Here is a 24,071-nt window from a genome sequence, read left to right on the forward strand (position 1 = left end):
GGTTGCAAACCACGTAGCCCCGTAAGGGGATTGCGACACCTGTTCTTCAAGTTTGGCCACCCGCTTTTTGAGCGGTTGCAAACCACGTAGCCCCGTAAGGGGATTGCGACCTTCGCTTATGGCATCCCACACCCACGAGGGAGGCACTAGTTGCAAACCACGTAGCCCCGTAAGGGGATTGCGACCACCCCTCGCCATCCTCGCCCATGTAAAGCTCTACCTTCGTTGCAAACCACGTAGCCCCGTAAGGGGATTGCGACCCGCTAGGCCACGCCTTGAGGGTAGCGACCACCTTGCGAGTTGCAAACCACGTAGCCCCGTAAGGGGATTGCGACCACTGGCCGTTTTCAATCCGACCAGTGTACACTACAGGTTCTGTTGCAAACCACCTAGCCCCGTAAGGGGATTGCGACCAGGGTGTAGGTAAACTTGCCCACGCGCGCGGTGTAGGTTGCAAACCACCTAGCCCCGTAAGGGGATTGCGACAACCGGCGGGTAGCCTCCTCCAGGGCCATGAGGACCACCTGTTGCAAACCACTTAGCCCCGGAAGGGGATTGCGGCACCACCATGGCGCTACTGGAGCACCCCCGGGGTCCTGCCAGGGGTTTTTCCTTGTCGCCCTATAATGCCCCTATGCGCCTTCTTTTCATCGGCGACGTGATGGCGGAGCCCGGCCTCAGGGCCGTGAGCCTGCACCTGCCGGACATCCGCGACCGCTACGACCTGGTCATCGCCAACGGGGAGAACGCCGCCAAAGGTAAGGGCCTGGACAAGAGGAGCTACCGCCTCCTGCGGGAGGCGGGGGTGGACCTCATCTCCCTGGGCAACCACGCCTGGGACCACAAGGAGGTCTACGAGCTTTTGGAAAAAGAGCCCGTGGTGCGGGCCCTCAACTACCCCCCGGGGACGCCGGGGAAGGGCTTTTGGCGCCTCGAGACCGGCGAGAGCCTCCTCTTCGTCCAGGTGATGGGCCGCATCTTCATGGACCCCCTGGACGACCCCTTCCGGGCCCTGGACGCCCTTCTGGAAAGGGAGAAGGCGGACTACGTGCTGGTGGAGGTCCACGCCGAGGCCACCAGCGAGAAGATGGCCCTGGCCCACTACCTGGACGGGCGGGTCAGCGCTGTCCTCGGCACCCACACCCACGTGCCCACCCTGGACGCCACCCGCCTGCCCAAAGGGACCCTCTACCAGACCGACGTGGGCATGACGGGCACCTACCAGTCCATCATCGGGGGGGAGATAGAGACCTTCCTGGCCCGCTTCCTGACGGGCCGCCCCCAGCCCTTCCGCGCCGCAGAGGGGAAGGCTCGCCTCCACGCCACCGAGCTGGTCTTGGAAGGGGGGAGGCCCATTTCCATCAGCCCCTACGTGTGGGAAGAGCCATGACGGAGCCCTTTGAGCTTTTGAAGGCGGAGGTGGACCTCCTGGGCCGGCTCCTGGGGGAGGCCATCCGGAGGGTTTCCGGGGAGAGGTTTTTCGCCCTGGTGGAGGAGGTGCGCCTCCTGGCCAAGGCCAGGCGGCAGGGGGACGAGGGGGCGGGGGAGGCGCTTTTGAAGCGGGTGGGGACCCTCTCCACGGAGGAGGCCGAGGCCCTGGTGCGGGCCTTCACCCACTACTTCCACCTGGTGAACCTGGCGGAGGAGCGCCACCGGGTGCGGGTGAACCGGGTGCGGGCCCAGGCGGAGACCCCCGAGAACCCCAGGCCCGAGGGCTTTTTGGCCCTGGCCCAGGCCCTGAAGGCCCGGGGGCTTTCCCTGGAGGAAGCCGAGGCCCACCTGAACCGGCTGGAGCTCCTCCTCACCTTCACCGCCCACCCCACGGAGACCCGCCGCCGCACCCTGCGCCACCACCTGGAGGCCTTACAGGGGGAGCTGGAGGAGGGGGACAGGACCCGGCTCGAGGCCCGGGTGGCCCTCCTCTACGCCACCGAGGAGGTGCGCAAGGCCAGGCCCAGCGTGGAGGACGAGATCAAGGGGGGGCTTTACTACCTGCCCACCACCCTCTGGCGGGCCATCCCCAAGGTGGTGGAGGGGCTGGAGACCGCCTTGGAGCGGGTCTACGGCAAGAGGCCCCGCCTCAAAAGCCCTGTCCGCTTCCGAAGCTGGATCGGCGGGGACCGGGATGGGAACCCCTTCGTGACCCCCGAGGTCACCCGTTTCGCCGCCCGCTACGCCCGCGAGGTGGCCAAGGAAAAGGTTCTGGAGGAGCTGGGAGCCTTGGTGCGGGACCTCTCCCTTTCCGAGGCCAAGGTGCCCGTGCCCCGGGAGGTGCGGGCGGGGGGCGAGGGGGTGGAGCGGTTCCCCGGAGAGCCCTACCGCCGCTTCTTCGCGCAAATCTACCGGAAGGTTTCCCAGGACGAGGCCACCACCGAGGAGCTCCTTTCCGCCCTGAAGGTGGCGGAAGGGGGGCTTAGGGCCGTGGGGCTTGAGGAGGTGGGGAGGAGCTTTTTGCGCCCCCTCGAGGCCCGCTTGAGCGCCTTCGGCCTGGAGCTCGCCCCCCTGGACCTTCGGGAGGAGTCGGGGAAGCTCCTCCTGGCCGCCGCCGAGCTCCTTCGCCTGGGCGGGGTCCACCCAGACTTCCTAAGCCTTTCCCCCGAGGCCCAGGAGGCCCTCCTCACCGAGGAGCTGAAGACGGCGAGGCCCCTCCTCCCCGTGGGGGAGGAGCCCCAGGAGGAGGCCCTGAGGGTGGCCCTGGGGGCCCTACGGGCCTGGCGGGACAAGGGGGCCCACGTGGTCTCCATGACCCACCACCCCGCCGACCTCCTCAGCGTCTTCCTCCTGGCCCGGGAGGTGGGGCTCTACCGCCCGGGTAAGCCCCTCCCCTTTGACGTGGTCCCCCTCTTTGAGACCCTGGAGGACCTCAGGCGGGCCCCCTTGGTCCTCCGCCGCCTCTTGGAGAACCCCGTCTTCCTGGCCCACGCCCGGGGCCGGGGCGGGGTGGAGGTCATGATCGGCTACTCCGACTCCAACAAGGACGCCGGCTTCCTCATGGCCAACCTGGCCCTCTACGAGGCCCAGGAGGCCTTAAGCCAGGTGGGGGAGGAGCGGAGGCTTCCCGTTCACTTCTTCCACGGCCGGGGCACCTCCACCGCCCGGGGGGGCGGCCCGGCGGGCCGGGCCATCGCCAGCCTCCCCCCAAGGAGCGTGGGCCGCCGCCTCCGCCTCACGGAGCAGGGGGAGGCCCTGGCGGACCGCTACAGCCACCCCGATCTGGCCGTGCGCCACCTGGAGCAGCTCCTCTTCCACTTCGCCCAGGCCGCCTTGGGGGACGGGGTGGAGCCTAAGCCCCACTGGCGGGAGGCTCTCTCTTGGGCGGGGGGGAGGAGCATGGCCCACTACCGGGCCCTCCTGGCGGAAGAGGGCTTTTTCCCTTTCTTTGAGGCCCTCACCCCTATCCGGGAGATCGGGGAGCTCCCCATCGCCAGCCGCCCCGTCTACCGCCACGGCCGGGTCAGGGACATCGGGGACCTCCGGGCCATCCCCTGGGTCATGGCCTGGACCCAGGTGCGCCTTCTTCTGCCGGGCTGGTACGGCCTCTCCGTCCTGGAAGAGCTTCCTTTGGAGCTTCTAAGGGAGATGTACCGGGAATGGCCCTTCTTCGCCACCACCCTGGAGAGCGCCGCCATGGCCCTGGCCAAGGCCGACCTGGGGGTAGCCCGGCTCTATTTGCGCCTGGTGCCCGAGGCCCTCCACCCCCTCTTTCACCGGATCGCCGAGGAGTACCTCCGCACCCAGGCCCTCCTGGAGGCCATCTTCCAGGCCCCTCTCCTCCACAACCAAAGGACCTTGGAGCGCCAGATCGCCCTCAGAAACCCCTACGTGGACCCCATCAACATCGTCCAGGTGGAGCTCCTAAGGCGCTACCGCGCCCCCGGGGGGCGGGAGGACGAGGCCTTGAGGAAGGCCCTGCTCCTCTCCATCCTGGGGGTGGCGGCGGGCCTCAGGAACGCAGGGTAAGATGGGGTCCATGGAGCTTTTGGGCCACCACCAGGACCAGCGGGTGGGGGTGTTCGTGGACACCCAGAACCTCTACCACTCCGCCCGGGACTACTACGAGCGGAACGTCAACTTTGAAAGCCTCCTCCGCTTCGCCGTGGGGGGAAGGCGCCTGGTCCGGGCCACGGCCTACGTGGTGGAGAAGGAGGGGGACACCTCGGCCTGGCCCTTCATCTACAAGCTTTCCACCATCGGCTACCGGGTGCGGCGCATGTACCTGACGGTGAAGGAGACCGGGGAGGGCGGAAGGCCCATCTACGAGGGCAACTGGGACATGGGCATCGCCGCCGACATGGTGCGCCTCATGCCCTACCTGGACGTGGTGGTCCTGGGGAGTGGGGACGGGGACTTTGTGGAGATCCTCGAGGTCCTCATGGAAAGGGGCATCCGGGTGGAGGTCATCGCCTTCCGGGAGACCACGGCTCAGAGGCTTATAGACGCCGTGGACCGCTTCGTCCACCTCCCCGAGATCCCCAACCCCTTCATGGAGCCCAAAAACCCCGAGCGCTAGGCTATGGCAGGACTGGAAGCTTACGATTACCACCTTCCTCCCGAGCTCATCGCCCAGGAAGGGGTGGAGCCCCGCGACCTGGCCCGGATGATGGTGGTCTACCGGGAAGGCCCCTTCCGGGTGGCGCACCGGCGGGTGCGGGACCTGCCGGAGTTCCTGCGCCCAGGGGACCTCCTGGTCTTCAACGAGAGCAAGGTGATCCCGGCCCGCCTCCTGGCCAGGAAGCCCACGGGGGGCAGGGTGGAGGTCCTTCTGGTGCGGGAAAGGGCCCCGGGCCTATGGGAGGCCCTCCTGGGCCCCGCCAGGAGGGCCCCGGTGGGGACGGAGCTTTCCTTCCTCTCCCCCAGGGATTGGCGCCCGGTCCCGGGCCTGAAGGCGGAGGTGGTGGGGGTGGAGGCGGACGGGGTGCGCCTCCTCCAGATCCAGGGGGACCTCTTGGCCCACCTGGAGGAGGTGGGGGAGGTCCCCCTTCCCCCCTACATCAAGGCCCAGATTCCCCTGGAGCGCTACCAGACCGTCTACGCCAAGCGCCCGGGCTCCGTGGCCGCCCCCACGGCGGGCCTCCACTTCACCCCGGAGCTTCTGGAAAGACTTCGGGAGATGGGGGTGGAGCTCCACTTCCTGACCCTCCACGTGGGGCCCGGCACCTTCCGGCCGGTGAAGGGGGATCCGGAGAAGCACGCCATGCACCCCGAGCCCTACGAGATCCCCGAGGCCGCCGCCCTTGCGGTGAACCGGGCCAAGGCCGAGGGGAGGCGGGTCATCGCCGTGGGCACCACGGTGGTGCGGGCCCTGGAGAGCGCCTACCGGGAAGGGAAGGGGGTGGCGGCGGGGGCGGGGGAGACCCGGCTCTTCATCCGCCCCCCCTACGCCTTCAAGGTCATAGACGGCCTCTTCACCAACTTCCACCTGCCCAGGTCCACCCTCCTCATGCTGGTGGCGGCCTTTTTGGGCTACGAGCGCACCATGGAGGCCTACCGTCTGGCCGTGGAAGAGGGCTACCGCTTTTATTCCCTGGGCGACGCCATGCTGATCCTCTGAAGGAAGTCCAAGGCGGCCTCCTTGGGAAGGAGGGTGGGCCGCCTTTCCGGAGCGAACCAGGCGAGGAGGGGGGCCACGTCCTCATCCGGGGCGGAATCTTGGGGGGCCAGGAGGACCTTGTGGTCGCCGTCCTCGAGGTGAAGCAGGCCCACCACCTCGCCCTCCGCCTCGCCCAGGGGGTGGGGAGGTCCCAGGAGCGCGGCGTCCACCTCCTCCCCGTCGGCAGGGTTCAGGAGGCCCGGGATGAGGCCGTAGTTGACCGGGGCGGGCCGGTCCTCGCCCACCGGGACGAGCCTTCCCTCCTTCCAGGCGTGCCGGAGGGGGCTTCCCTTGGTCCACTCCACGATCATCCGGAGGCGCATGGCTAAATGCCCAGGATCAGCCGGGCCACGCTCAGGTAGATGAGGAGGCCGATCACGTCGGAGAGGGTGGCGATAAGGGGGTTGGAGACCAGGGCCGGGTCCACGCCGAGCCGCCTTAGGACCATGGGGAGCGTGGAGCCCACCAGGTTGGCGAAGAGGACCAGGAGGAAAAGGGACAGGCCCACCACGGGGATGAGGGGGCCATAGCCGTCCAGCCCCACCTTGATGAGGAGGACAGAGGCCAGGGTGAGGCCTAAAAGGCTTCCCACCACCGTTTCCTTGAATAGGACCCGCCGCCAGTCCCTGAGGTCCAGGTCCCGGGTGGCCAGGGCCCGGATGATGAGGGTGGCCGACTGGTTGCCCGTGTTCCCCCCGGTGCCTATGAGGACGGGCACGTAAAAGGCCAGGGCGGTGACGGCCTCCAGGACGCTTTCAAAGCCCTGCAGGATGGAGCTGGTCACCATCCCGGTCAGGATCAGGATGATGAGCCAGCGCACCCGGGCCAGCCAGAGCTGGAGCGGCGAGGCCTGGCTGTAGACCAGGTCGGGCACGTCCACGGCGGCCAGCTTGTGGATGTCCTCGGTGGCCTCCTCCTCCAGCACGTCCAGGACGTCGTCCACGGTGACGATGCCCACGAGGTGCCCCTCCTCGTCCACCACCGGCAGCACGGTGAAGTCGTAGTCGGCCATGAGGCGGGCCACCTCCTCCTGGTCGGTGTCGGTGCGGACGTAGACCACCTTGGGGTTCATGATCTCGGCCACCTTGGTCCTGGGGTCGGCCACGATCAGGTCCCTCAGGGAAAGCACGCCCATGAGCCGGCCCTCCTCGTCCACCACGTAGAGGTAGTAGATGGTCTCGGCGTCGGGGGCGGCCCGGCGCAGGAAGCGGAGGACGTCCTCCACAGCCATGGAGGCCCGCACGGCCACGTACTCCGGAGTCATGAGGCCGCCGGCCTCGTCCTCCTCGTACTGGGTGAGCTCCTCCACCTCGGCCCGGGTTTCGGGGTCCAGGGCCTCCTTGAGCTTCCTGGCCAGGGCAGGGTCCTCCTCCTCCACCGCCTGAAGGGCATCGGCCAGGTCGTCCAGGGAGAGCTCCTCTAAAAGCTCCTGGACCCGCCAAGGGGGGAGGGTCTTCAGGTACTCGGCCTGGTCCTCGGGGGGGAGGTTGGAGAAGACCTCGGCCGCCCTCTCCTTGGGGAGGAGGGTGAGGAGGACGTAGCGGTGCTCCCCGTTGAGGTCATCCCAGATGAGGAGGAGGTCCTGGGGATGGGCCTCCTCCAGAAGCCGCTTCAGGCTGAGGGTGTCGCCCTCTTCCAGGGCCTTCAGGATGGGGGAAAGAATCTTTTCCATGGGCGGCCTCCTTTCTCGCCGAAGGCCGCCCGGAGGCGGCCTTCAGGGCCTGGGACTCGAGGGCAGAGCCTCGCGCATACCTCTTCTAAGCTAAGGGCAGGGCCTTTTCCCGTCAACCCGGCCCGCTAGAAATGTGCGAAAAATTGAGGTTGACACGCTCAAGGGGGGTGCCCTATCCTGAAGCCCGGCCCTTGGGGCCAGGAGGGGCATGTTCCAACAGCTTTCGGCGCGACTGCAAGAGGCCATCGGCCGCCTTAGGGGGCGGGGCCGGATCACCGAGGAGGACCTGAAGGCCACCCTCAGGGAGATCCGCCGGGCCCTCATGGACGCCGATGTCAACCTGGAGGTGGCCCGGGACTTCGTGGAGCGGGTGCGGGAGGAGGCCTTGGGGAAGCAGGTCCTGGAGAGCCTCACCCCCGCCGAGGTGATCCTGGCCACCGTCTACGAGGCCCTCAAGGAGGCCCTGGGGGGCGAGGCCAGGCTCCCTGTCCTCAAGGACAGGAACCTCTGGTTCCTGGTGGGCCTCCAGGGCTCCGGCAAGACCACCACCGCCGCCAAGCTGGCCCTCTACTACAAGGGCAAGGGGAGGAGGCCCCTCTTGGTGGCCGCCGACACCCAGAGGCCCGCCGCCAGGGAGCAACTAAGGCTTCTGGGCGAGAAGGTGGGCGTGCCCGTGCTGGAGGTGATGGACGGGGAGTCCCCTGAGTCCATCCGCCGCCGGGTGGAGGAGAAGGCCCGCCTCGAGGCCCGGGACCTGATCCTGGTGGACACCGCCGGCCGCCTGCAGATTGACGAGCCCCTCATGGGGGAGCTGGCCCGCCTCAAGGAGGTCCTTGGCCCGGACGAGGTTCTCCTGGTCCTGGACGCCATGACCGGGCAGGAAGCCCTTTCCGTGGCCAGGGCCTTTGACGAGAAGGTGGGGGTCACGGGCCTCGTCCTCACCAAGCTGGACGGGGATGCCCGGGGCGGGGCGGCCCTTTCCGCCCGCCACGTGACGGGCAAGCCCATCTACTTCGCCGGGGTTTCCGAGAAGCCGGAGGGCCTGGAGCCCTTCTACCCCGAGCGCCTGGCGGGCCGCATCCTGGGCATGGGGGACGTGGCCAGCCTGGCGGAGAAGGTGCGGGCGGCGGGGCTGGAGGCGGAGGCGCCCAAGTCCGCCAAGGAGCTTTCCCTGGAGGACTTCCTCAAGCAGATGCAGAACCTCAAGCGCCTGGGCCCCTTCTCCGAGATCCTGGGCCTCCTGCCCGGGGTTCCCCAGGGGCTTAAGGTGGACGAGAAGGCCATAAAGCGCCTGGAGGCCATCGTCCTCTCCATGACCCCCGAGGAGCGCAAAGACCCCCGCATCCTAAACGGTTCCCGGCGCAAGCGCATCGCCAAGGGAAGCGGGACCTCGGTCCAGGAGGTCAACCGCTTCATCAAGGCATTTGAGGAGATGAAGGCCCTAATGAAGTCCCTGGAGAAGAAGAAGGGCCGGGGACTCATGGGAATGTTCAGGAGGTAAAGGAAAAATGGTCAAGATCAGGCTTTCTCGGTTCGGCTCCAAGCACAACCCCCACTACCGCATCGTGGTCACCGATGTCCGCAGGAAGCGGGACGGCGCCTACATTGAGAAGATCGGCTACTACGACCCCAGGAAGACCACCCCGGACTGGCTCAAGGTGGACGTGGAGCGGGCCCGGTACTGGCTTTCCGTGGGGGCACAGCCCACGGACACCGCCCGGAGGCTCCTCCGCCAGGCGGGGGTCTTCCGGCAGGAGACCCAGGGGGCCTAAAGGAGCGCCCCCCGCGCCCGGGGCATCCCCGGGCGCTTTTCCTTTACCATGAAAGCTATGAAGGACCTGGTGGAGTATTTGGCCAAGAGCGTGGTGGACCGCCCAGAGGCGGTCCGGGTCCAGGAAAGGCGTGGGCGGGAAGGGCCCGTTTACCTGGTGGAGGTGGCCCCCGAGGACAAGGGGCGCCTCATCGGCAAGGGGGGGCGGGTCATTGAGTCCATCCGCACCCTGGTGCGGGCCTACGCCAAGCGCAAGGTGGGCGTGGAGGTGCGGTGATGGCGGGGCGTCTGGTGGAGATCGGCCGTTTCGGCGCCCCCTACGCCCTGGCGGGCGGGCTGAAGTTCCGGGGGGAGCCGGTGGTGGCCCATCTAACGCGCATCTACGTGGAGGGGCACGGCTGGCGGGCGGTGGAGGACCTCTACCAGGTGGGGGAGGAGCTGGTGGTGCACCTAGCCGGGGTCTCCACCCGGGAGCTGGCGGAGGCCTTGGTGGGCCTTCGCGTCTACGCCGAGGTGGCCGACCTCCCTCCCCTCGAGGAGGGCCAGTACTACTACTTCGCCCTCATCGGCCTTCCCGTCTACGTGGAGGGGCAGAAGGTGGGGGAGGTGGCCGACATCCTGGACGCCGGGGCCCAGGACGTGCTAGTGATCCGGGGGGTGGGGGAGAGGCTCAGGGACCGGGCCGAGCGCCTGGTGCCCCTCCAGGCCCCTTACGTGCGGGTGGAGGCGGAGGGCATCCACGTGGAGCCCATCCCCGGCCTCTTTGACTGAATGCGCTACACCTTCATCACCCTCTTTCCCCAGCTGATCCGTCCCTGGCTGGAGGAGTCCTTGATCGCCAAGGCCTTGCAGCGGGGGCTTCTTTCGGCGGAGGTGGTGGACCTCCGGGCCTTCGGCCTGGGGCGGCACCGCAGCGTGGACGACACCCCCTATGGGGGCGGGGCGGGGATGGTGATTCGGGCCGACGTGGCGGTGGCGGCCATAGAGTCGGCCCTGCCGGCCGACGAGGTCATCCTCCTCTCCCCGGCGGGCAGGCCCTTTACCCAGGAGGTGGCCGAGGAGCTTTCCCGGAAGGAGCACCTGGTCCTCCTCTGTGGGCGGTACGAGGGGTTTGACGCCCGGGTGGAGGCCTTTGTGACCAGGAGCCTCTCCATCGGGGACTACGTGCTCATGGGGGGGGAGGTGGCGGCCTTGGCGGTCCTCGAGGCCACGGCCCGCCTGGTGCCCGGGGTGATCGGGGACCCCATGAGCCACCGGGAGGACTCCTTCGTGCGGGGCCTTCTGGACTACCCCCACTACACCAGGCCCCCGGAGTTCCGGGGCCTAAAGGTGCCGGAGGTGCTCCTTTCGGGAGACCACGAGGCCGTGGCCCGCTTCCGCCGCAAGGAGGCGTTAAAGCGCACCTTGGAGCTAAGGCCCGAGCTCCTCTTGCGGGCCAGGATCGGGGCCCTGGAGGCCGGGTGGCTTGCGGAGATGGACCGGGAAGGGTAAACTTAGGTCTGTTTGCCCACGAACCCCTAAGGGTTCCTCTGGGATGGGAGGCATAGGATGAACCGAGGAGCGCTTCTGAAGGTGGTGGAGTCCCGCTACGCCCGCACGGACCTGCCCGAGTTCCGGCCGGGCGACACGGTGCGGGTGGCCTACCGGGTGAAGGAAGGGGGCCGCACCCGCATCCAGAACTTTGAGGGCATCGTCATCAAGATCAAGCGCAACGGCTACAACTCCAGCTTCACCGTGCGCAAGGTGAGCTACGGGGTGGGGGTGGAGCGCATCTTCCCCTTCAACTCCCCCCTCATTGAGAAGGTGGAGATCGTGCAGCGGGGTCGCGCCCGCCGGGCCAAGCTCTACTTCATCCGCGAGCTTTCCGAGCGGGAGATCCGCCGCAAGCTCCGGGCCGACCGCAAGCGGATCGGCCAGGACCAGGAGCGGGCCAAGGCGGCCCAGGCCGCCCAGGTGGCCCAGGAGGCCCCTTCCGAGGCCTCGGGAGAGGGCCAGGCCTAAGCACCCCACCGCGGCTTTCGCCGCGGTGGGGGCCCCTCAGGGGGGCGGGGTTGCCGCCCTCTTTATTGCAGGAAGCCCAGGCTTCTCGCCTTCTCCAGGGCCTCTACCCGGTTACGGGCCTCCAGCTTGGCGTAGAGGTTTTCCAGGTGGTCCTTGACCGTGTCGGGGGAGAGGCCCAGGGCCTTGGCCATCTCCTTGACGGAAAGCCCCTGGGCCAAAAGCGCAAGCACCTCCTCTTCCCTGGGGGTGAGGCTCGGCAGGTCGGGGGGCGTGAGGCGCTCCTCCCCCTGCATGACCCTTAGAAGCCGCCGCTTCAGCTCCGGGGCGGAAAGCTCCTTGGAGAAGTAGGCGTCCGCCCCCGCTAAAGCCGCCTCCTTCAGGAGGGCTGGCTCCTGGTAGGTGGTGAGGAAGGCGATGAGGCCCCGGTAGCCCCTTTCCCGGAGCTTCCTGGCGCAGGTGAGGCCGTCCATGCCCGGCATGCGCAAATCCAGCAAGACGGCGTCCGGCTTCAGGGCCAGGGCCTTATCCAGGGCCTCCTGGCCGTTTTCCGCCTCGGCCACCACCGCGAGGCCCTGGGCCTCGAGGCCCGCCTTCAGCCCCAGGCGGAAGAGGGGGTGGTCGTCGGCGATGAGGACCCGCATCTCCTCTTAGCCTAGCCTTAGGCGGTGAAAGACCCGCAAAAGGGCTAAGTACCCCACCGCGGCTTTCGTTTCGCCGCGGTGGGGGCCCCAAAAAATCCCTTCCACAGCCCCAACTTGGGCACCCCATGTTGCGAAACCAAAGTGCGGGCGCTTATGCTAAAGCCATGCCCTTAACCTTGAACGCTTTGGCGGAGCTTTCCGGTCTGGCCTCGGAGCACGTCTTGCGGGAGGAGGAAGAGGAGACGGGCCTCTCCCGCGAGGTCATCCTTAGCAAGATGCGGGAGCGCTTGGCCGTCATGCGGGATTCCATCCAGAGAGGCCTGGCCTCCGACGCGCCCAGTGTGGCGGGGATGGTGGGCAAGAACGCCAAGACCCTGTGGGAGGCCCCGGATCCCCTGCGGGACCCCCTCCTCAAGCGGGTTCAGGCCTATGCCATGGCCGTCAACGAGGAGAACGCCCGCATGGGTCGCATCGTGGCTGCGCCCACGGCGGGGAGCGCCGGCACCCTCCCCGGGGCCCTTTTGGGGGTGGCGGACCATCTTGCCATCCCCGAGGAGCGCCTGCTCATGCCCATGGTCCTGGCGGCGGGCGTGGCCAAGATGATCAACCGGGTCATCCACATCGCCGGGGCCAGTGGAGGGTGCCAGGCGGAGATCGGTTCCAGCGCCGCCATGGCCGCTGCCGCCGTGACCGAGCTCCTGGGGGGAAGCCCCGAGGCCTCGGCCCACGCCGCCGCTTTGGCCCTGCAGAACACCCTGGGCCTGGTCTGCGACCCCGTGGGGGGGTTTGTGGAGGTGCCCTGCGTCATGCGCAACGGCTTCTACGCCGTCCACGCCGTGAGCGCCGCCTCCATGGCCCTGGCGGGGATCAGGAGCGTCATCCCCCCGGACGAGGTGGTCCTGGCCATGGCTCGCGTGGGCCGCCTCCTCCCCCTAGAGCTTAGGGAGACGGGCCTCGGCGGCCTGGCCGAAACCCCCACGGGGCGAAGGCTGGCGGAAGAGGCCCTGAAGCCCAAAGGCCCCTAGCCTTCCTCCCCCTTGGCGATGGGCACCCCCACCAGGTTTCCCCACTCCGTCCAGGAGCCGTCGTAGTTCTTCACGCGGGGGTAGCCCAGGAGGTACTTGAGGACGAACCAGGAGTGGCTGGAGCGCTCGGCGATGCGGCAGTAGACCACGATGTCCTTGTCCGGGGTCACGCCCAGGGGCTCGTAGAGGGCCTTGAGCTCCTCGGCGCTTTTGAAGGTGCCGTCCGGGTTCACCGCCTTGGCCCAGGGGATGTTCCTGGCCCCGGGGATGTGGCCGGCGCGGAGCGCCCCCTCCTGGGGGTAGTTGGGCATGTGGGTGAGCTCCCCACGGTACTCCTCGGGGCTCCGCACGTCCACCAGGGCCCCCTTGCCCTCCTTGACCTTGAGGATGTGCTTGAGGACCTCGTCCCGGTAGGCGCGGATGGACTCGTCCCGGTAGGGAACCTGGTAGCGGCCCGGGGGGTAGGCGGGGACCTCGGTGGTGAGGGGCCGCCCCTCCTCCAGCCACTTCTGCCTTCCCCCGTTCATGAGGCGCACGTCGGCGTGGCCGTTGTACTTGAAGAACCAGAAGGCGTAGGCCGCCCACCAGTTGTTCTTGTCGCCGTAGAGGACCACGGTGGTGTCGTTGGAGATGCCGAGCCGTTCCATTAAGCGGGCGAACCCCTCCTCGTCAATGAAGTCCCGCACCACCGGGTCCCAGAAGTCCCGCTGCCAGTCAATCTTCTGGGCCCCGGGGATGTGGCCGGTGTCGTAGAGGAGGATGTCCTCGTCCACCTCCAGGATGCGGAGCGAAGGGTCCTCGAGGTGCTCTTCTACCCAGGCCGTGCTCACCAGAACTTCCGGATGGGCGTATCCCATAGGGCCACCTCCAGCCCCCACTATACCCCTGAGTGTGTGGGAAATAAGGAGGAGGGTCACATTGGCCAGACTTGACCGGTATGTAGCCTTTGGGGGTCAGGGAGAAGGAGGCGGCCTTGGGAGCGTTCGCCTTCAAACCCCTCTCCGCTCTGCGCGTTGGCCCAGGTCCTTGTGGAGGAAGGGGGTTTTTGGTATAAAGGCCTCTGGGGAGTAGCCGCCCCCAAAGGGGGCCAGCCGGTCGTCAGTACGGGACTTCCCCGGCCGGCTGGGGCGCCAAAAGGCGCATGGCGAGACCACCTGAACGGGTGGCCTCGGGTTTTTGCTACTCCTCAAGGAGGGAACCATGGACGTGACCTTTCTGCTGATGATCGCCGTCTTTGTGGCTAGCCTCTTCATCCAGTGGGGGCTTCAGGCCACCTTCGCCCGCTTTAGCCGCGTGGCCAACAGCCGGGGCCTCACGGGGGCCGAAGTCGCCCGGGCCATCCTGGACGCCCACGGGCTCACCCACGTGCGGGTGGAGCCCGTGCCCGGGGTCCTTACCGACCACTACGACCCCCAGGCCAAGGCCGTGCGTCTTTCCGAGCCCAACTACGCCTCTCCCAGCCTGGCGGCTCTGGCCGTGGCCGCCCACGAGGTGGGGCACGCCGTTCAGGACGCCCAGGGCTACGCCTGGCTTCGGGTCAGGGCCAACCTCTGGCCCGTGGCCAGCATTGGGAGTAACTGGGGGCCTATCCTGGTCCTCGTGGGTCTGGGCCTTGGGGCTTTGGGCCTGGCCAAGCTGGGCCTCTATTTGTACCTGGCGGTGGCCTTCTTCCAGCTCGTCACCCTGCCCGTGGAGTTTGACGCCTCCAGGAGGGCCATGGAGTTCCTGCGGCGCATGGGCTTCCTCACGAGCCGGGAGGTGGGCCCCGCCCGCCAGGTCCTTACCTGGGCAGCCCTCACCTACGTGGCGGCCCTAGCTAGCTCCTTGGCCACCATCCTCTACTACGCCAGCCTCCTGGGCCTCTTTGGCCGGCGGGAGGAGTAGAGGCCCCTCCTCCTTTGCCCCAACTGCGGGGCGGGCATGCGGGAGGTGGAGCGCCGGGGGGTGGTCCTGGATGTCTGCCCCCAGTGCGGCGGGGTCTGGCTGGACAAAGGGGAGTTGGAAAAGCTCCTGAGCCAGGCCCGGGAGGTGGAGCGCCATTACGAGGAGGAGCGGGAGGCCTACCACCGCAAGGAGGGGAAGCCCTACAAGAAAAAGAAGGGCTTCATGGACCTCTTTGACCAGGCCCTAAAGTGAAACCGCCCCTAGGAAGACCCTGGGGGCAGTCCTTTTGCCTCTACTCCGCTTCTTGAGGCGCAGGTACCAGCGGCGGTACTCGGTGTACTGGTCCTTCTTGGCTTCGTCTTCCTTGAAGAGCGGTTCGCGTTAGCGGTTGTCGCCGGAGCCGGAGATGACCCCCCGCTCCAGGCGGGAGCGGAGTTTCCTCAGGTTGGCCTCGGCTACGGCCTCGAGGCTCACCCCCAGGTCCGTGGCCACCTGGGCCACGTACCAGAGCACGTCCCCGAGCTCCGCCAGAAGGGCCTCCCGGGTTTCCTCGGTGAGCTCGCCTTCCTGGTCCCTCAGGACCTTCTTGACCTTGTTGGCCAGCTCCCCCGCCTCCCCCACCAGGCCCAGGGTGGGGTAGAGGAGGCGGTAGGCCTCAGGGTAGCGGGCGGTCTTGGCGGCCTCCTTCTGGTAGGTTTCAAGCGTCATCCAGCACCTCCTTGCGGATGCTGTACACCCGGCTCACCCCGCCCTCCGCCGTGACCCCGTAGAGGGCGTGGCAGGCCTCCATGGTGCGCTTCTGGTGGGTCACCAGGAGGAACTGCCGGCCGCTATTCAGGAAGCGGGCGAAGCGGAGGAGGTTGGCCTCGTCCAAAGCGGCGTCTACCTCGTCCAAAACGGCCAGGGGCAGTCCTCCCTGGAGCTCCCCCAGGGCGAAGAGGAAGGCCAAAGCCCCCAGGGTCTTCTCCCCCAAGGAGAGGAGCCTCAGGTCCTGGGTGCGCTTGCCCTTGGGCACCAAGAGGAGGCGGAGGCCCCCGCTTTCCCGCCTGGCCTCGGCCCGGGCCCCGAGGAGGAGCAGGGCGTGGTTCCGGAAGGCCTCCTGGAAGCGGGCGAAGGCCTCTTGGAGCCTCTTCCCGTACTCCCCTTCCACGGCCTTGAGCTCGGCCTCGAGGCGGAAGAGGGCCAAGGTGGCCTCGTCCACCTCCTTCTCCTTGGCCTCCAGGAGGGGCGTAAGCTCCGTAAGTTCCCTCTCCGCTAGGGCGTTGACCGGGCCTAGGGCCTCCCTCTCCTTTTCCACCTGGGCCAACCGGGCCTGGAGGGCCCGGGGGGTGCCGGGGTGGCGCTCGCCGGGGGGAAGGGCGGAAAGCTCCCGGGAAAGCTCCTCCAGAAGGGCCTCCCTTCGGGCCAGGGTGAGCCCGGCCATCTCCCTTTCGGCCAAAAGGGCGTTCCAGCGGGCCAGGGCCTTTTCCAGGGCCTCCTCTTTCCCCGCCCGCTCTCGCTTCAGGGCCTCCAGGCGGGCGGTGAGGGCCCGGGCCTCCTCCTCCAGGGGGGCGAAGGCCTTGAGGCGGGCCTCCAGCTGGGCTAACCTCGCCCTAAGCCTTATCGCCTCCTCCTGGGCCTCCTCCCAGGCGGCGAGGGCCTTTTTCAGGACCTGCCAGCGCTCCCACGCTTCCGCCTGGGCCAGGGCCTCTTCCAGGGCCGCCTTCTCCGCCTCGAGGGCCTTCAGGGGGGCCTCGTCCCAGGTGGCCTTGGGGGGCTCGGGGGGCTCAGGGGGGCTTGGCGGGGGGGCGCTGAGCCGGGCCTTCAGGGAGGAAACCTGGGCCTTCAGCTCGGCCAGGGCCTCCTCGGTGGGCAGGTCCTTTAAGGCCTCCTGGAGGGCCTTCTTTGCCTCCTCCAGCCTTCTTCTTTCCTCTTCCGCCTCCTTAAGCCGGCGGCGGAGGAGGAGGCTTTCCCCCTGCCGTCCCCTTCCCCCGGTGAGGGCCCCGGAGCGCTCCAGGACCTCCCCTTCCAGGGTCACCAGGCGCTCCCGGCCCCCGCCCTTGCGGTAGGCAAGGGCGGCCTCCAGGTCCTGAAAGACCAGAGTATCGGCGAAGAGGGTGAGGAGGATGGCCTCCTCGGGAAGGCCTTCGGGCTGGAGCCGGGCGAGCCGGTAGGCGGGACCGAGGAGGCCTTGGGCCGGCCTGGGGGAGGGCCTGGGCGGGGGGGTGAGGAGGGTCAGGGGCAGAAAGGTGGCCCGTCCCCCCTCCCGCTTCAGCCGGGCAATGGCCCCTTTGGCGGCCTCCTCGTCCTGGGCCAGCACCCAGCCCAGCCTGGGGCCCAGGGCCACCTCCAAAGCCCCCTCCAGCCCGGGCTCAGGCCGGATGAGGTCGGCCACCACGCCCAGGATGCCGGGGAGGCCCCGCACCTTCCTGGGGCCTTCCTGCAAATCCGCTCCCGAGGCCACCAGGCTTCTGAGGCGCTCCTCTTCCCGGCGGAGGGCCAAAAGCTGGGCCTCCACCTCCCGGAGGCGGGCCCCACGCTCCCGCCTTTGCCTTACCCCGGCCTCGAGGGGAAGAAGGGCCTCCTCCTTGGCCTGGAGCTCCGCCTCCAGCCTGGCCCTTTCCGAAAGGGCCCTTTGGTAGGCGGAAAGCCTCTCCTGGTAGCGGGCCAAGGCCACCTCGTAGCGGCGCCAGGCCTCCTCCAGGTGGCGCTTTTCCTGGAGGAGCTGGGCCTCCTTGGCCTTCAGGGCCTTGAGGCGCCGAAGGGCCTCCTCTTTGGGCAGGGCCGGGGCGGGGGGCGGGGGCCCGGGGTTCTCCGGCCTGGGCCGCTCCAGGGCCTTGAGGACCCGGGTGAGCTCCCGCGCCTCCCCTTCCAGGGCCTCCTTCTCCTTGAGGGAAAGAAGGGCTTCCTGAAGCCTCGCCCTCAAGGCTTCCACCTCCTCGGCCAGGGCCTTCCTCTCCCTGTCCAAGGCCTCCCGCCGGGAGAGGAGTTCGGCCTCCTCCTCCTTGAGGGCGAGAAGCCGGGCCCTTAAGGCCTCCACCTCCCCTTCCGCTTCCTCCTTGCGGGCCAGAAGGAGGCTTCGCTTGAGGGCCAGGGCCAAAGCGGCAAGCTCCCGGGCCCTCTTCGCCCTCTCGGCCTCCTTCCCCAGGGCCTCCGCCCGGGCCTTCAGCTCGGCAAGCTCCTTCTCCCTGGCCTCCAGGAGCTCTAGGGCCTCCTTGAGCTTTATCTCCGTGGCCCGGGCCGCCTCGGCCACCGGCTTGAGGCCCGCCGCCTCCTCCAGGTGGGAGAGAAGGACCTCCTCCGGGGCCTCCAGAAGGGCCCCCACCTCCCCCTGGCCCACGATGGCGTACCCGCCCCGGCCAAGCCCCGTGCCCGAGAGGTGGAGGGCCAGGGCCTTGAGGCTCATCGGGCGGCCGTTGACCCGGAAGAGGCTCCTTTCTCCCTCTATGCGCCTTTCCACCAGGAGGCGCTCCCGGCCCCGGGAAAGCTCCAGCCGCACCTCGGCGAAGCCCGCCGGGGGCTTGCCTTCCCCGCCCTGGAAGAGGAAGGCCTTGAGCTCCTGACCCCTAAGCTCCTGGGCCCGGGCCCCGGTGACGAAGCGGATGGCCTCCACCAGGTTGCTCTTGCCGGAGCCGTTGGGGCCGATGATGCCGGTGATGGGGTCGGGGAAGTCCAGGACCGTCCGTTCAGCGAAGGACTTGAACCCCTGAAGGGTGAGCCGGTCAATGCGCCAGGTGTTCATGGCAGGCGGATGGGCTTGCTGAGGTCCAGGTGGGCCAGGCCAGCGCTGGGCCGCCCCTCCACCAGGAAGCGGACCTCCTCGGCCTGGGGGAAGGTGGAGAGGAGGGTGTAGGCCAGGCTGTAGAGGCGGAAGGCCTCGAGGGTGGCGTCAAGCCCCAGGGCGAAGTTCTGGGGCAGGTCCACCCAAAGCCTTTTCCCCTGGAAGAAGAGGGCCTTGGGCCTGGGGGCAGAGGCGGCCTCCGACCAGAGCTCCAGGGCCTTCCCCCCCGGGGTCTCCCCGGGGCCTAGCTCCAGGGTCCGGGTCTCCTTGAGGAAGCCCTCGGGCGGGTTGGGCCGCAGGAGGACCAGGACCAGGGTGTTTTGGGCCGCCTCCTCCGCCGGGATGGGGAGGGCGGCGGGGCCCATCCTTTCCTGGCCTTTCAGGTAGAAGGCCCCGCCCAGGAGGAAGACGATAAGCCCAAAGAGGTTCCATAACGTGAAGAGTCCCCTCATGGTCCCTCCAGATACGCCCGCACGCCGCGGGCTATGGCCTGGGCCAGGGCCTCTTTGGCCTCAGGGGTTTTCAGGCGCTCCACGCCCACCTCCAGGATGACCCCGGCCCCGGGGATGTCCAGAAGGGCGTAGGGGCCTTCTGCCTTGGCCACCACCAGGCCCAGGGACCCCAAGGCCTCCTCCAGGGCCTTGGCGAGGAGGCGGGGGTCTCCGGCGTAGGCCTTGAGGAGGCCGGCCCGCTCCTTGGTGACCGAGGCCAGGAGGGCCTCGGCGCTTTTGGCCAGGGGGGTTGTGCGCCCCTTGGGCAGGTAGAGGTTTAGGGCGCTTCCTTGGGTGAGGTGGAAGGAGATGAGGACCCCGGCTTCCCGGGCCTTCTCCAGGCGGGCCTCGAGGGGAAGGGTCTCGTCGCCGGTGCGGGTCAGGCGGCTTCCCGGAAGGCGTGCCGCCACCCTGCGGGCCAGGTCCAGGGCCAGGTCCTTCTCCTTGAGGTCCCCAAAGGTCATCCCCGGGTCCTGGCCGCCGTGCCCGGGGTCCAGGAGGACCAGGGGCCTGGGGCGGGGAAGGGGCCCCCACTCCAGGGCCACCCGGTTCCCGCCGGGGTAGTAGAGGCGGTCGGGCGGGGACTCTAGGGGCAGGAAGAGGCCCAGGGCCTCCTGCCGCAAGCCCTCGCCCTCCCCCTGGGCCAGGAGGAAGAGCACCCCCCCCTCCCGGACCACGGCGTTGACCTCCCGGGAAAAGCGGAGGAGGAGCCTTCCCTGGCCCCGCTCCACCCCCAGGAGCCTGGCCCAGGGGAGGCTCAGGAGGATGCCTTCCCGGGCCCGGTACTCGAGTCCCAGCGCCTCGGCCAGGGGACGGAGGGGCACATAGACCTTGTCCCCCTGCCGCCAGGCGGAAGGGCCTGTGGCGGCCCTGGCCTCCTCGGCCACCACGGGGAAGGCCTGCACCCGGCTCCCCAGGCCCAGGGCCACCTGGCCGCCCCCCTGCCAGAGGCTTAGCCCCAGGCCCTGGGCCACCAGGCGGGCCTCCCCGTAGGCCACCCCCCGCCCGCCGGGGTAGAGGGACTCCCCGGTGAGGGCCCCCACTTTGAGGGGCTTGGGGGCCTGGGCCAGGGCCAGACCCCAAAGGAAAAGGAGCCAAAGCCTCATAGCTCCTCCAAAGCCCGGCGCACGGCCTCTTTCTTGTCGTCCAGCTTTTTCTGGTAGGCCTTCTTGCCCCGGGCCAGGCCCAGGAGAACCTTGGCGTAGCCCCGCTCGTTGAAGTAGATCTTGAGGGGCACCAGGGTGAGCCCCTTCTGCTCCACCTTGCCCAGGAGGCGCCTGAGCTCGTGCTTGTGCAGGAGGAGCTTCCTGGGCCGCCTGGGGTCCACGTTCATGTAGGAGCCCTTCTCATAGGGTGCGATGTAGAGGTTTTCCAGATGGAGCTCGCCGTTCTGGAAGCGGGCGAAGCTCCCGGTGAAGTCCACCTTCCCCTCCCGGAGGGACTTGACCTCGGTGCCCTTGAGGGCGATCCCGGCCTCGTAGGTCTCCAGGATCTCGTAGTCGTGGCGGGCGCGACGGTTCTCCAGCGTGGGCCGCACGGGGCCTATCTTACCCGATAGGCCTCCTCCCGGCGGTGCCGCAGGATGGGGTACTTCTCCCGGTAGGCCTCGAGGAAGCCCCAGTCGGGCTCGGCCAGGAGGAGCCCTTCCTCCTCCCGCCTCCCCAGGACGCGTCCGTCGGGGGCGATGAAGAGGGTGGGGCTCCCCGTGTCCGCGCGGCTTGCCAGGAAGAGGTAGGCCTGGTTCTCCGCTGCCCGGGCCCGGGCCAGGATCTCAAGAAGCCCGGCGTAGGCCCCGGGCCAGGCGGCCCCCACCAGAAAGGCCTGGACCCCCTTCAGGGCGTAGGCCCGGAAGAGCTCGGGGAAGTCCAGGTCGTAGCAGAGGGCGAGGCCGAAGCTCCGGCCCCGCCAGGGGAAGGCCACGGGGCCCTTCCCGGGGAGGAGGCCCCGGTCGCCCTCTTCTCCTTGGGGCAGGTAGAGGTGGACCTTGTCGTAGACGGGGCCTTCGGGAAAAACCTGGAGACGGTTGCGAGAGCCCTCCCCCAGGTGGCCGGCCACGAGGAGGATCCCGGTTTCCTGGGCAAGCGCCGAGAGGGCTTCCGGAAGGGGGGGCGAGGGCGCTTTCCCCAGGACCAGCTCGGGCAGGAGCAAAAGCCCCGCTCCCTCCTCCCGGGCGGCCCGGGCTAGGGGGCTTAGGGCCTTGAGGAGCAACTCTAGGCTTTCCCGCTTGCCCAGATGAGCGAGGGCGAGGCGCATTACCTCCGGCCCAGGAGGCGCCAGGCGCTAGGGAGAAGAAGAGCCGCCAGGACCGCCTTCACCAGGTCCCCGGGGATGAAGGGGAAGAGGCCCATGGCGAGAAGCCCGGAAAGACCAAGGGCCTTCCCCGCCCCCATAAGCCAGGCCCAGAGCCAGGGCAGGCCCAGGAGGTAGATGAGGGCGTTCCCCAGGAGCATGGCGAGGAGGGTGCCCAGGAAGCTCCGGTCCAGGCCCAAGCGCTCCACTAGAAGCCCCACCAGGCCGGCGGCCAGGGGAAAGGCCAGGAGAAAGCCCCCCGTGGGCCCCAGGATCTTGGCCAGACCGCCCGTGCCTCCGGCGAAGACGGGAAGGCCCATGGCCCCCTCGAGGAGGTAGGCCAGGAGGGCCATGAAGCCAAGCCGGCTTCCCAGGGCGGCCCCCACCAGCAAAACCCCCAGGGTCTGCCCGGTGATGGGCACCGGGGTGAAGGGGAGGGGGATGGCCACCTGGGCCAGAAGGGCCACAAAGAGGCTTCCCGCCAGGACGAGGCTCAGGTCGCGGCCCAAGGAGCGGGCGGGCCACAGGGTCTTGGCCAGGGGCAGGTAGGGCAGGGACTGGGTCTTTTTCATAGCCTCCTCCTTATGAACCCTGCCGGGTTCGTCAACCAAAATACCGGACCTGGGTTGACGGGGTCAAGGGCCCCCTAAAGGGGGGGCTTATCGGGGGACGAAGGGCCCTTATGCGCCAAGGGTTTGCGAAGGATAGTAGACTGGCGTTAGAGCCCCTTCGGGGCGAAGGAGGAAAGCTATGAAGGTAGGCATCAACGGATTCGGCCGCATCGGGCGTCAGGTCTTCCGCATCCTGCATAGCCGGGGCGTGGAGGTGGCCCTTATCAACGACCTCACCGACAACAAGACCCTGGCCCACCTCCTCAAGTACGACTCCATCTACCACCGCTTCCCCGGCGAGGTGGCCTACGACGACCAGTACCTCTACGTGGACGGGAAGGCCATCCGGGCCACGGCCGTCAAGGACCCCAAGGAGATCCCCTGGGCCGAGGCGGGGGTGGGCGTGGTCATTGAGTCCACGGGGGTCTTCACCGACGCCGACAAGGCCAAGGCCCACCTGGAAGGGGGGGCCAAGAAGGTCATTATCACCGCCCCCGCCAAGGGCGAGGACATCACCATCGTCATGGGGGTGAACCACGAGGCCTACGACCCCTCCCGGCACCACATCATCTCCAACGCCTCCTGCACCACCAACTCCCTGGCCCCGGTGATGAAGGTCCTGGAGGAGGCCTTCGGCGTGGAGAAGGCCCTCATGACCACCGTCCACTCCTACACCAACGACCAGCGGCTCCTGGACCTGCCCCACAAGGACCTGCGCCGGGCCCGGGCCGCCGCCATCAACATCATCCCCACCACCACCGGGGCGGCCAAGGCCACCGCTCTGGTCCTGCCCTCCCTCAAGGGCCGCTTTGACGGCATGGCCCTCCGCGTGCCCACGGCCACGGGGAGCATCTCCGACATCACCGCCCTCCTCAAGCGGGAGGTCACCGCCGAGGAGGTGAACGCCGCCCTCAAGGCCGCCGCCGAAGGGCCCCTGAAGGGCATCCTGGCCTACACCGAGGACGAGATCGTCCTCCAGGACATCGTCATGGACCCCCACTCCTCCATCGTGGACGCCAAGCTGACCAAGGCCCTGGGCAACATGGTCAAGGTCTTCGCCTGGTACGACAACGAGTGGGGCTACGCCAACCGGGTGGCGGACCTGGTGGAGCTGGTCCTCAGGAAGGGGGTTTAGATGCGCACCCTGAAGGACCTGGACCCCAGGGGGAAGCGGGTCCTGGTGCGGGTGGATTACAACGTCCCCATCCAGGGCGGCGTGGTCCAGGATGAGACCCGGATCCTGGAAAGCCTTCCCACCCTGCGCCACCTCCTGGAGGGGGGGGCCTCTTTGGTCCTCCTCTCCCACCTGGGCCGCCCCAAGGGCCCCGACCCCAAGTACTCACTGACCCCCGTGGCCGAGGCCCTGGCCCGGCACATCCCCAAGGCGCGCTTCGTTCCCCATAGCCCGGGCTCCGACGAGGCCTTGGAGGCCGTGAAGGGCCTGGCCCCGGGCGAGGTGGCCCTTCTGGAAAACGTGCGCTTTGAGCCCGGGGAGGAGAAGAACGACCCGGAGCTCTCCCGCCGCTACGCCCAGCTGGGGGATGCCTTCGTGCTGGATGCCTTCGGGAGCGCCCACCGAGCCCACGCCAGCGTGGTGGGGGTGGCCAGGCTCCTCCCCGCCTACGCCGGCTTCCTCATGGAAAAGGAGGTGAAGGCCCTCTCCCGCCTTCTCCACGACCCGGAGAAGCCTTACGCCGTGGTCATCGGCGGGGCCAAGGTCTCCGACAAGATCGGGGTGCTGGAGAGCCTTCTGCCCAAGGTGGACCGCCTCCTCATCGGCGGGGCCATGGCCTTTACCTTCATCAAGGCCCTGGGGGGGGAGGTGGGTAAAAGCCTGGTGGAGGAGGACCGCCTGGACCTGGCCAGGGACCTCCTGGCCCGGGCCGAGGCCCTGGGGGTAAAGGTCTACCTGCCCGCCGACGTGGTGGCGGCGGAAAAGATAGAGCCCGGCGTGCCCACCCAGGTCTTCCCGGCCGACGCCATCCCCACGCCCTACATGGGCCTGGACATCGGGCCCAGGACCCGGGAGCTTTTCCGGGAGGCCTTGAGGGGCGTGCGCACCGCCTTCTGGAACGGGCCCATGGGGGTCTTTGAGGTGCCCCCCTTTGACGAGGGGACCCTGGCCGTGGGCCGGGCCCTGGCGGATCTGGAAGGGGCCTTCACCGTGGTGGGGGGCGGGGACTCGGTGGCGGCGGTGAACCGCCTGGGGCTGAAGGACCGCTTTGGCCACGTGTCCACCGGGGGCGGAGCCAGCCTGGAGTACCTGGAGAAGGGCACGCTTCCCGGGATTGAGGTCCTGGAATAGACAAAGTTCCTCAGGCCCCCGCCTCTTTCTT

The 24,071-nt window shown here is 68.5% G+C and carries 25 protein-coding genes, 1 pseudogene and 1 CRISPR repeat array (1 of these 27 only partly in view); of the genes and pseudogenes, 15 read left to right on the forward strand and 11 right to left on the reverse strand.

From position 1 onward, the window contains the following. Positions 1-563: a CRISPR direct-repeat array (repeat unit 37 nt; unit sequence GTTGCAAACCACGTAGCCCCGTAAGGGGATTGCGACC); it begins 75 nt to the left of the window's first position. A 71-nt stretch (positions 564-634) separates the two neighbouring features. Genes BVI061214_RS08785 through queA form a run of 4 tightly spaced genes read left to right on the forward strand, consistent with a single transcriptional unit; the run spans position 635 to position 5,551 of the window. Beyond that, positions 635-1,390, forward strand: a complete 756-nt coding sequence (locus BVI061214_RS08785; RefSeq protein ID WP_053768068.1) for a TIGR00282 family metallophosphoesterase — start codon at positions 635-637, stop codon at positions 1,388-1,390. After that, positions 1,387-3,960, forward strand: a complete 2,574-nt coding sequence (locus tag BVI061214_RS08790) for a phosphoenolpyruvate carboxylase (RefSeq protein WP_053768069.1) — start codon at positions 1,387-1,389, stop codon at positions 3,958-3,960. Before BVI061214_RS08785 ends, BVI061214_RS08790 begins: the two co-directional genes overlap by 4 nt. A 10-nt stretch (positions 3,961-3,970) precedes the next feature. Next, complete coding sequence (locus BVI061214_RS08795; protein ID WP_003045736.1) at positions 3,971-4,510, forward strand: LabA-like NYN domain-containing protein; 540 nt, start codon at positions 3,971-3,973, stop codon at positions 4,508-4,510. 3 nt (positions 4,511-4,513) lie between these two features. Then, positions 4,514-5,551 (forward strand): tRNA preQ1(34) S-adenosylmethionine ribosyltransferase-isomerase QueA, encoded by a 1,038-nt coding sequence (gene queA / locus BVI061214_RS08800; protein ID WP_053768070.1) that lies wholly within the window; start codon positions 4,514-4,516, stop codon positions 5,549-5,551. On the opposite strand, the gene BVI061214_RS08805 is transcribed toward queA, so the two are convergent. Next, positions 5,518-5,913, reverse strand: coding sequence for an ADP-ribosylglycohydrolase (locus BVI061214_RS08805; RefSeq protein WP_082333139.1), 396 nt, complete (start codon positions 5,911-5,913; stop codon positions 5,518-5,520). The genes queA and BVI061214_RS08805 overlap by 34 nt on opposite strands. A 2-nt stretch (positions 5,914-5,915) precedes the next feature. After that, a complete protein-coding gene (gene mgtE, locus BVI061214_RS08810) occupies positions 5,916-7,262 on the reverse strand; it encodes a magnesium transporter (protein WP_053768071.1) in 1,347 nt (448 codons plus the stop codon). A gap of 208 nt (positions 7,263-7,470) precedes the next feature. Here mgtE and ffh point away from each other — a divergent pair, with 208 nt between their 5' ends. Genes ffh through rplS form a run of 6 tightly spaced genes read left to right on the forward strand, consistent with a single transcriptional unit; the run spans position 7,471 to position 11,034 of the window. Further along, the gene (ffh, locus tag BVI061214_RS08815; protein WP_003045728.1) at positions 7,471-8,763 is read left to right on the forward strand and encodes a signal recognition particle protein; all 1,293 of its coding nucleotides are present in this window, start codon (positions 7,471-7,473) and stop codon (positions 8,761-8,763) included. Between the two features lie 7 nt (positions 8,764-8,770). Next, positions 8,771-9,034: a 30S ribosomal protein S16 gene (gene rpsP, locus BVI061214_RS08820; RefSeq protein ID WP_003045725.1), complete on the forward strand. Its 264-nt coding sequence runs from the start codon at positions 8,771-8,773 to the stop codon at positions 9,032-9,034. A gap of 57 nt (positions 9,035-9,091) precedes the next feature. After that, positions 9,092-9,310 carry a KH domain-containing protein gene (locus tag BVI061214_RS08825; protein ID WP_053768072.1) on the forward strand — a complete coding sequence of 73 codons (219 nt, stop codon included), beginning with the start codon at positions 9,092-9,094 and terminating at the stop codon, positions 9,308-9,310. Continuing rightward, entirely contained in the window at positions 9,310-9,804 is a 495-nt protein-coding gene (gene rimM, locus BVI061214_RS08830) for a ribosome maturation factor RimM (protein WP_003045721.1), read from the forward strand. The genes BVI061214_RS08825 and rimM overlap by 1 nt, the downstream gene beginning before the upstream one ends. Next, the gene (trmD, locus tag BVI061214_RS08835) at positions 9,805-10,524 is read left to right on the forward strand and encodes a tRNA (guanosine(37)-N1)-methyltransferase TrmD (RefSeq protein ID WP_053768073.1); all 720 of its coding nucleotides are present in this window, start codon (positions 9,805-9,807) and stop codon (positions 10,522-10,524) included. 57 nt (positions 10,525-10,581) lie between these two features. After that, a complete protein-coding gene (gene rplS, locus BVI061214_RS08840) occupies positions 10,582-11,034 on the forward strand; it encodes a 50S ribosomal protein L19 (RefSeq protein ID WP_003045717.1) in 453 nt (150 codons plus the stop codon). A gap of 62 nt (positions 11,035-11,096) precedes the next feature. Here the strand turns inward: rplS and BVI061214_RS08845 are convergent, their stop codons facing one another. After that, positions 11,097-11,675 (reverse strand): response regulator transcription factor, encoded by a 579-nt coding sequence (locus BVI061214_RS08845; protein WP_053768074.1) that lies wholly within the window; start codon positions 11,673-11,675, stop codon positions 11,097-11,099. A 164-nt stretch (positions 11,676-11,839) separates the two neighbouring features. On the opposite strand from BVI061214_RS08845, the gene sdaAA reads away from it, so the two are divergent. After that, positions 11,840-12,700, forward strand: coding sequence for an L-serine ammonia-lyase, iron-sulfur-dependent, subunit alpha (gene sdaAA, locus BVI061214_RS08850; protein WP_053768075.1), 861 nt, complete (start codon positions 11,840-11,842; stop codon positions 12,698-12,700). On the opposite strand, the gene BVI061214_RS08855 is transcribed toward sdaAA, so the two are convergent. Beyond that, positions 12,697-13,557, reverse strand: a complete 861-nt coding sequence (locus tag BVI061214_RS08855) for a sulfurtransferase (RefSeq protein ID WP_053768076.1) — start codon at positions 13,555-13,557, stop codon at positions 12,697-12,699. The genes sdaAA and BVI061214_RS08855 overlap by 4 nt on opposite strands. Before the next feature lie 343 nt (positions 13,558-13,900). Between BVI061214_RS08855 and BVI061214_RS08860 the strand changes: the two genes are divergently transcribed. Beyond that, the gene (locus BVI061214_RS08860) at positions 13,901-14,584 is read left to right on the forward strand and encodes a zinc metallopeptidase (RefSeq protein ID WP_053768077.1); all 684 of its coding nucleotides are present in this window, start codon (positions 13,901-13,903) and stop codon (positions 14,582-14,584) included. 3 nt (positions 14,585-14,587) lie between these two features. Then, positions 14,588-14,836 (forward strand): annotated as a pseudogene (locus BVI061214_RS08865) (TFIIB-type zinc ribbon-containing protein); the annotation flags it as partial. Positions 14,837-14,965: 129 nt separating this feature from the next. Here BVI061214_RS08865 and BVI061214_RS08870 read toward each other — a convergent pair. From BVI061214_RS08870 to BVI061214_RS08900, 7 genes are read right to left on the reverse strand one after another with little or no spacing between them, the layout of a single operon-like run. Next, positions 14,966-15,292, reverse strand: coding sequence for a nucleoside triphosphate pyrophosphohydrolase family protein (locus tag BVI061214_RS08870; protein WP_003045706.1), 327 nt, complete (start codon positions 15,290-15,292; stop codon positions 14,966-14,968). Then, on the reverse strand, positions 15,282-18,305 hold the full coding sequence (locus BVI061214_RS08875) for an AAA family ATPase (RefSeq protein WP_053768079.1): 3,024 nt from the start codon (positions 18,303-18,305) through the stop codon (positions 15,282-15,284). Before BVI061214_RS08875 ends, BVI061214_RS08870 begins: the two co-directional genes overlap by 11 nt. Next, positions 18,302-18,796: a GerMN domain-containing protein gene (locus BVI061214_RS08880; RefSeq protein ID WP_053768080.1), complete on the reverse strand. Its 495-nt coding sequence runs from the start codon at positions 18,794-18,796 to the stop codon at positions 18,302-18,304. The genes BVI061214_RS08875 and BVI061214_RS08880 overlap by 4 nt, the downstream gene beginning before the upstream one ends. Further along, the gene (locus tag BVI061214_RS08885) at positions 18,793-19,941 is read right to left on the reverse strand and encodes an N-acetylmuramoyl-L-alanine amidase family protein (protein WP_053768081.1); all 1,149 of its coding nucleotides are present in this window, start codon (positions 19,939-19,941) and stop codon (positions 18,793-18,795) included. The genes BVI061214_RS08880 and BVI061214_RS08885 overlap by 4 nt, the downstream gene beginning before the upstream one ends. Beyond that, complete coding sequence (gene smpB / locus BVI061214_RS08890) at positions 19,938-20,372, reverse strand: SsrA-binding protein SmpB (protein ID WP_053768082.1); 435 nt, start codon at positions 20,370-20,372, stop codon at positions 19,938-19,940. The genes BVI061214_RS08885 and smpB overlap by 4 nt, the downstream gene beginning before the upstream one ends. Positions 20,373-20,377: 5 nt before the next feature. Next, positions 20,378-21,088, reverse strand: a complete 711-nt coding sequence (locus tag BVI061214_RS08895; protein WP_053768083.1) for a carbon-nitrogen hydrolase family protein — start codon at positions 21,086-21,088, stop codon at positions 20,378-20,380. Further along, positions 21,088-21,696, reverse strand: a complete 609-nt coding sequence (locus BVI061214_RS08900; RefSeq protein ID WP_003045693.1) for a biotin transporter BioY — start codon at positions 21,694-21,696, stop codon at positions 21,088-21,090. Before BVI061214_RS08900 ends, BVI061214_RS08895 begins: the two co-directional genes overlap by 1 nt. Before the next feature lie 178 nt (positions 21,697-21,874). Here BVI061214_RS08900 and gap point away from each other — a divergent pair, with 178 nt between their 5' ends. Both gap and BVI061214_RS08910 read left to right on the forward strand, forming a co-directional pair. Next, positions 21,875-22,870 (forward strand): type I glyceraldehyde-3-phosphate dehydrogenase, encoded by a 996-nt coding sequence (gene gap / locus BVI061214_RS08905; RefSeq protein WP_053768084.1) that lies wholly within the window; start codon positions 21,875-21,877, stop codon positions 22,868-22,870. Then, positions 22,871-24,040 carry a phosphoglycerate kinase gene (locus BVI061214_RS08910; RefSeq protein ID WP_053768085.1) on the forward strand — a complete coding sequence of 390 codons (1,170 nt, stop codon included), beginning with the start codon at positions 22,871-22,873 and terminating at the stop codon, positions 24,038-24,040. Positions 24,041-24,071: the final 31 nt, after the last annotated feature.

The organism is Thermus aquaticus (assembly GCF_001280255.1).
Lineage (GTDB): Bacteria > Deinococcota > Deinococci > Deinococcales > Thermaceae > Thermus > Thermus aquaticus.

What these genes read in the sequence shown, in the direction of transcription:
- BVI061214_RS08785 (WP_053768068.1), top strand. Translation starts at nt 635, where the DNA reads ATGCGCCTTCTTTTCATCGGCGACGTGATGGCGGAGCCCGGCCTCAGG.
- BVI061214_RS08790 (WP_053768069.1), top strand. Translation starts at nt 1,387, where the DNA reads ATGACGGAGCCCTTTGAGCTTTTGAAGGCGGAGGTGGACCTCCTGGGC.
- BVI061214_RS08795 (WP_003045736.1), top strand. Translation starts at nt 3,971, where the DNA reads ATGGAGCTTTTGGGCCACCACCAGGACCAGCGGGTGGGGGTGTTCGTG.
- queA (WP_053768070.1), top strand. Translation starts at nt 4,514, where the DNA reads ATGGCAGGACTGGAAGCTTACGATTACCACCTTCCTCCCGAGCTCATC.
- BVI061214_RS08805 (WP_082333139.1), bottom strand. Translation starts at nt 5,913, where the DNA reads ATGCGCCTCCGGATGATCGTGGAGTGGACCAAGGGAAGCCCCCTCCGG.
- mgtE (WP_053768071.1), bottom strand. Translation starts at nt 7,262, where the DNA reads ATGGAAAAGATTCTTTCCCCCATCCTGAAGGCCCTGGAAGAGGGCGAC.
- ffh (WP_003045728.1), top strand. Translation starts at nt 7,471, where the DNA reads ATGTTCCAACAGCTTTCGGCGCGACTGCAAGAGGCCATCGGCCGCCTT.
- rpsP (WP_003045725.1), top strand. Translation starts at nt 8,771, where the DNA reads ATGGTCAAGATCAGGCTTTCTCGGTTCGGCTCCAAGCACAACCCCCAC.
- BVI061214_RS08825 (WP_053768072.1), top strand. Translation starts at nt 9,092, where the DNA reads ATGAAGGACCTGGTGGAGTATTTGGCCAAGAGCGTGGTGGACCGCCCA.
- rimM (WP_003045721.1), top strand. Translation starts at nt 9,310, where the DNA reads ATGGCGGGGCGTCTGGTGGAGATCGGCCGTTTCGGCGCCCCCTACGCC.
- trmD (WP_053768073.1), top strand. Translation starts at nt 9,805, where the DNA reads ATGCGCTACACCTTCATCACCCTCTTTCCCCAGCTGATCCGTCCCTGG.
- rplS (WP_003045717.1), top strand. Translation starts at nt 10,582, where the DNA reads ATGAACCGAGGAGCGCTTCTGAAGGTGGTGGAGTCCCGCTACGCCCGC.
- BVI061214_RS08845 (WP_053768074.1), bottom strand. Translation starts at nt 11,675, where the DNA reads ATGCGGGTCCTCATCGCCGACGACCACCCCCTCTTCCGCCTGGGGCTG.
- sdaAA (WP_053768075.1), top strand. Translation starts at nt 11,840, where the DNA reads ATGCCCTTAACCTTGAACGCTTTGGCGGAGCTTTCCGGTCTGGCCTCG.
- BVI061214_RS08855 (WP_053768076.1), bottom strand. Translation starts at nt 13,557, where the DNA reads ATGGGATACGCCCATCCGGAAGTTCTGGTGAGCACGGCCTGGGTAGAA.
- BVI061214_RS08860 (WP_053768077.1), top strand. Translation starts at nt 13,901, where the DNA reads ATGGACGTGACCTTTCTGCTGATGATCGCCGTCTTTGTGGCTAGCCTC.
- BVI061214_RS08870 (WP_003045706.1), bottom strand. Translation starts at nt 15,292, where the DNA reads ATGACGCTTGAAACCTACCAGAAGGAGGCCGCCAAGACCGCCCGCTAC.
- BVI061214_RS08875 (WP_053768079.1), bottom strand. Translation starts at nt 18,305, where the DNA reads ATGAACACCTGGCGCATTGACCGGCTCACCCTTCAGGGGTTCAAGTCC.
- BVI061214_RS08880 (WP_053768080.1), bottom strand. Translation starts at nt 18,796, where the DNA reads ATGAGGGGACTCTTCACGTTATGGAACCTCTTTGGGCTTATCGTCTTC.
- BVI061214_RS08885 (WP_053768081.1), bottom strand. Translation starts at nt 19,941, where the DNA reads ATGAGGCTTTGGCTCCTTTTCCTTTGGGGTCTGGCCCTGGCCCAGGCC.
- BVI061214_RS08895 (WP_053768083.1), bottom strand. Translation starts at nt 21,088, where the DNA reads ATGCGCCTCGCCCTCGCTCATCTGGGCAAGCGGGAAAGCCTAGAGTTG.
- BVI061214_RS08900 (WP_003045693.1), bottom strand. Translation starts at nt 21,696, where the DNA reads ATGAAAAAGACCCAGTCCCTGCCCTACCTGCCCCTGGCCAAGACCCTG.
- gap (WP_053768084.1), top strand. Translation starts at nt 21,875, where the DNA reads ATGAAGGTAGGCATCAACGGATTCGGCCGCATCGGGCGTCAGGTCTTC.
- BVI061214_RS08910 (WP_053768085.1), top strand. Translation starts at nt 22,871, where the DNA reads ATGCGCACCCTGAAGGACCTGGACCCCAGGGGGAAGCGGGTCCTGGTG.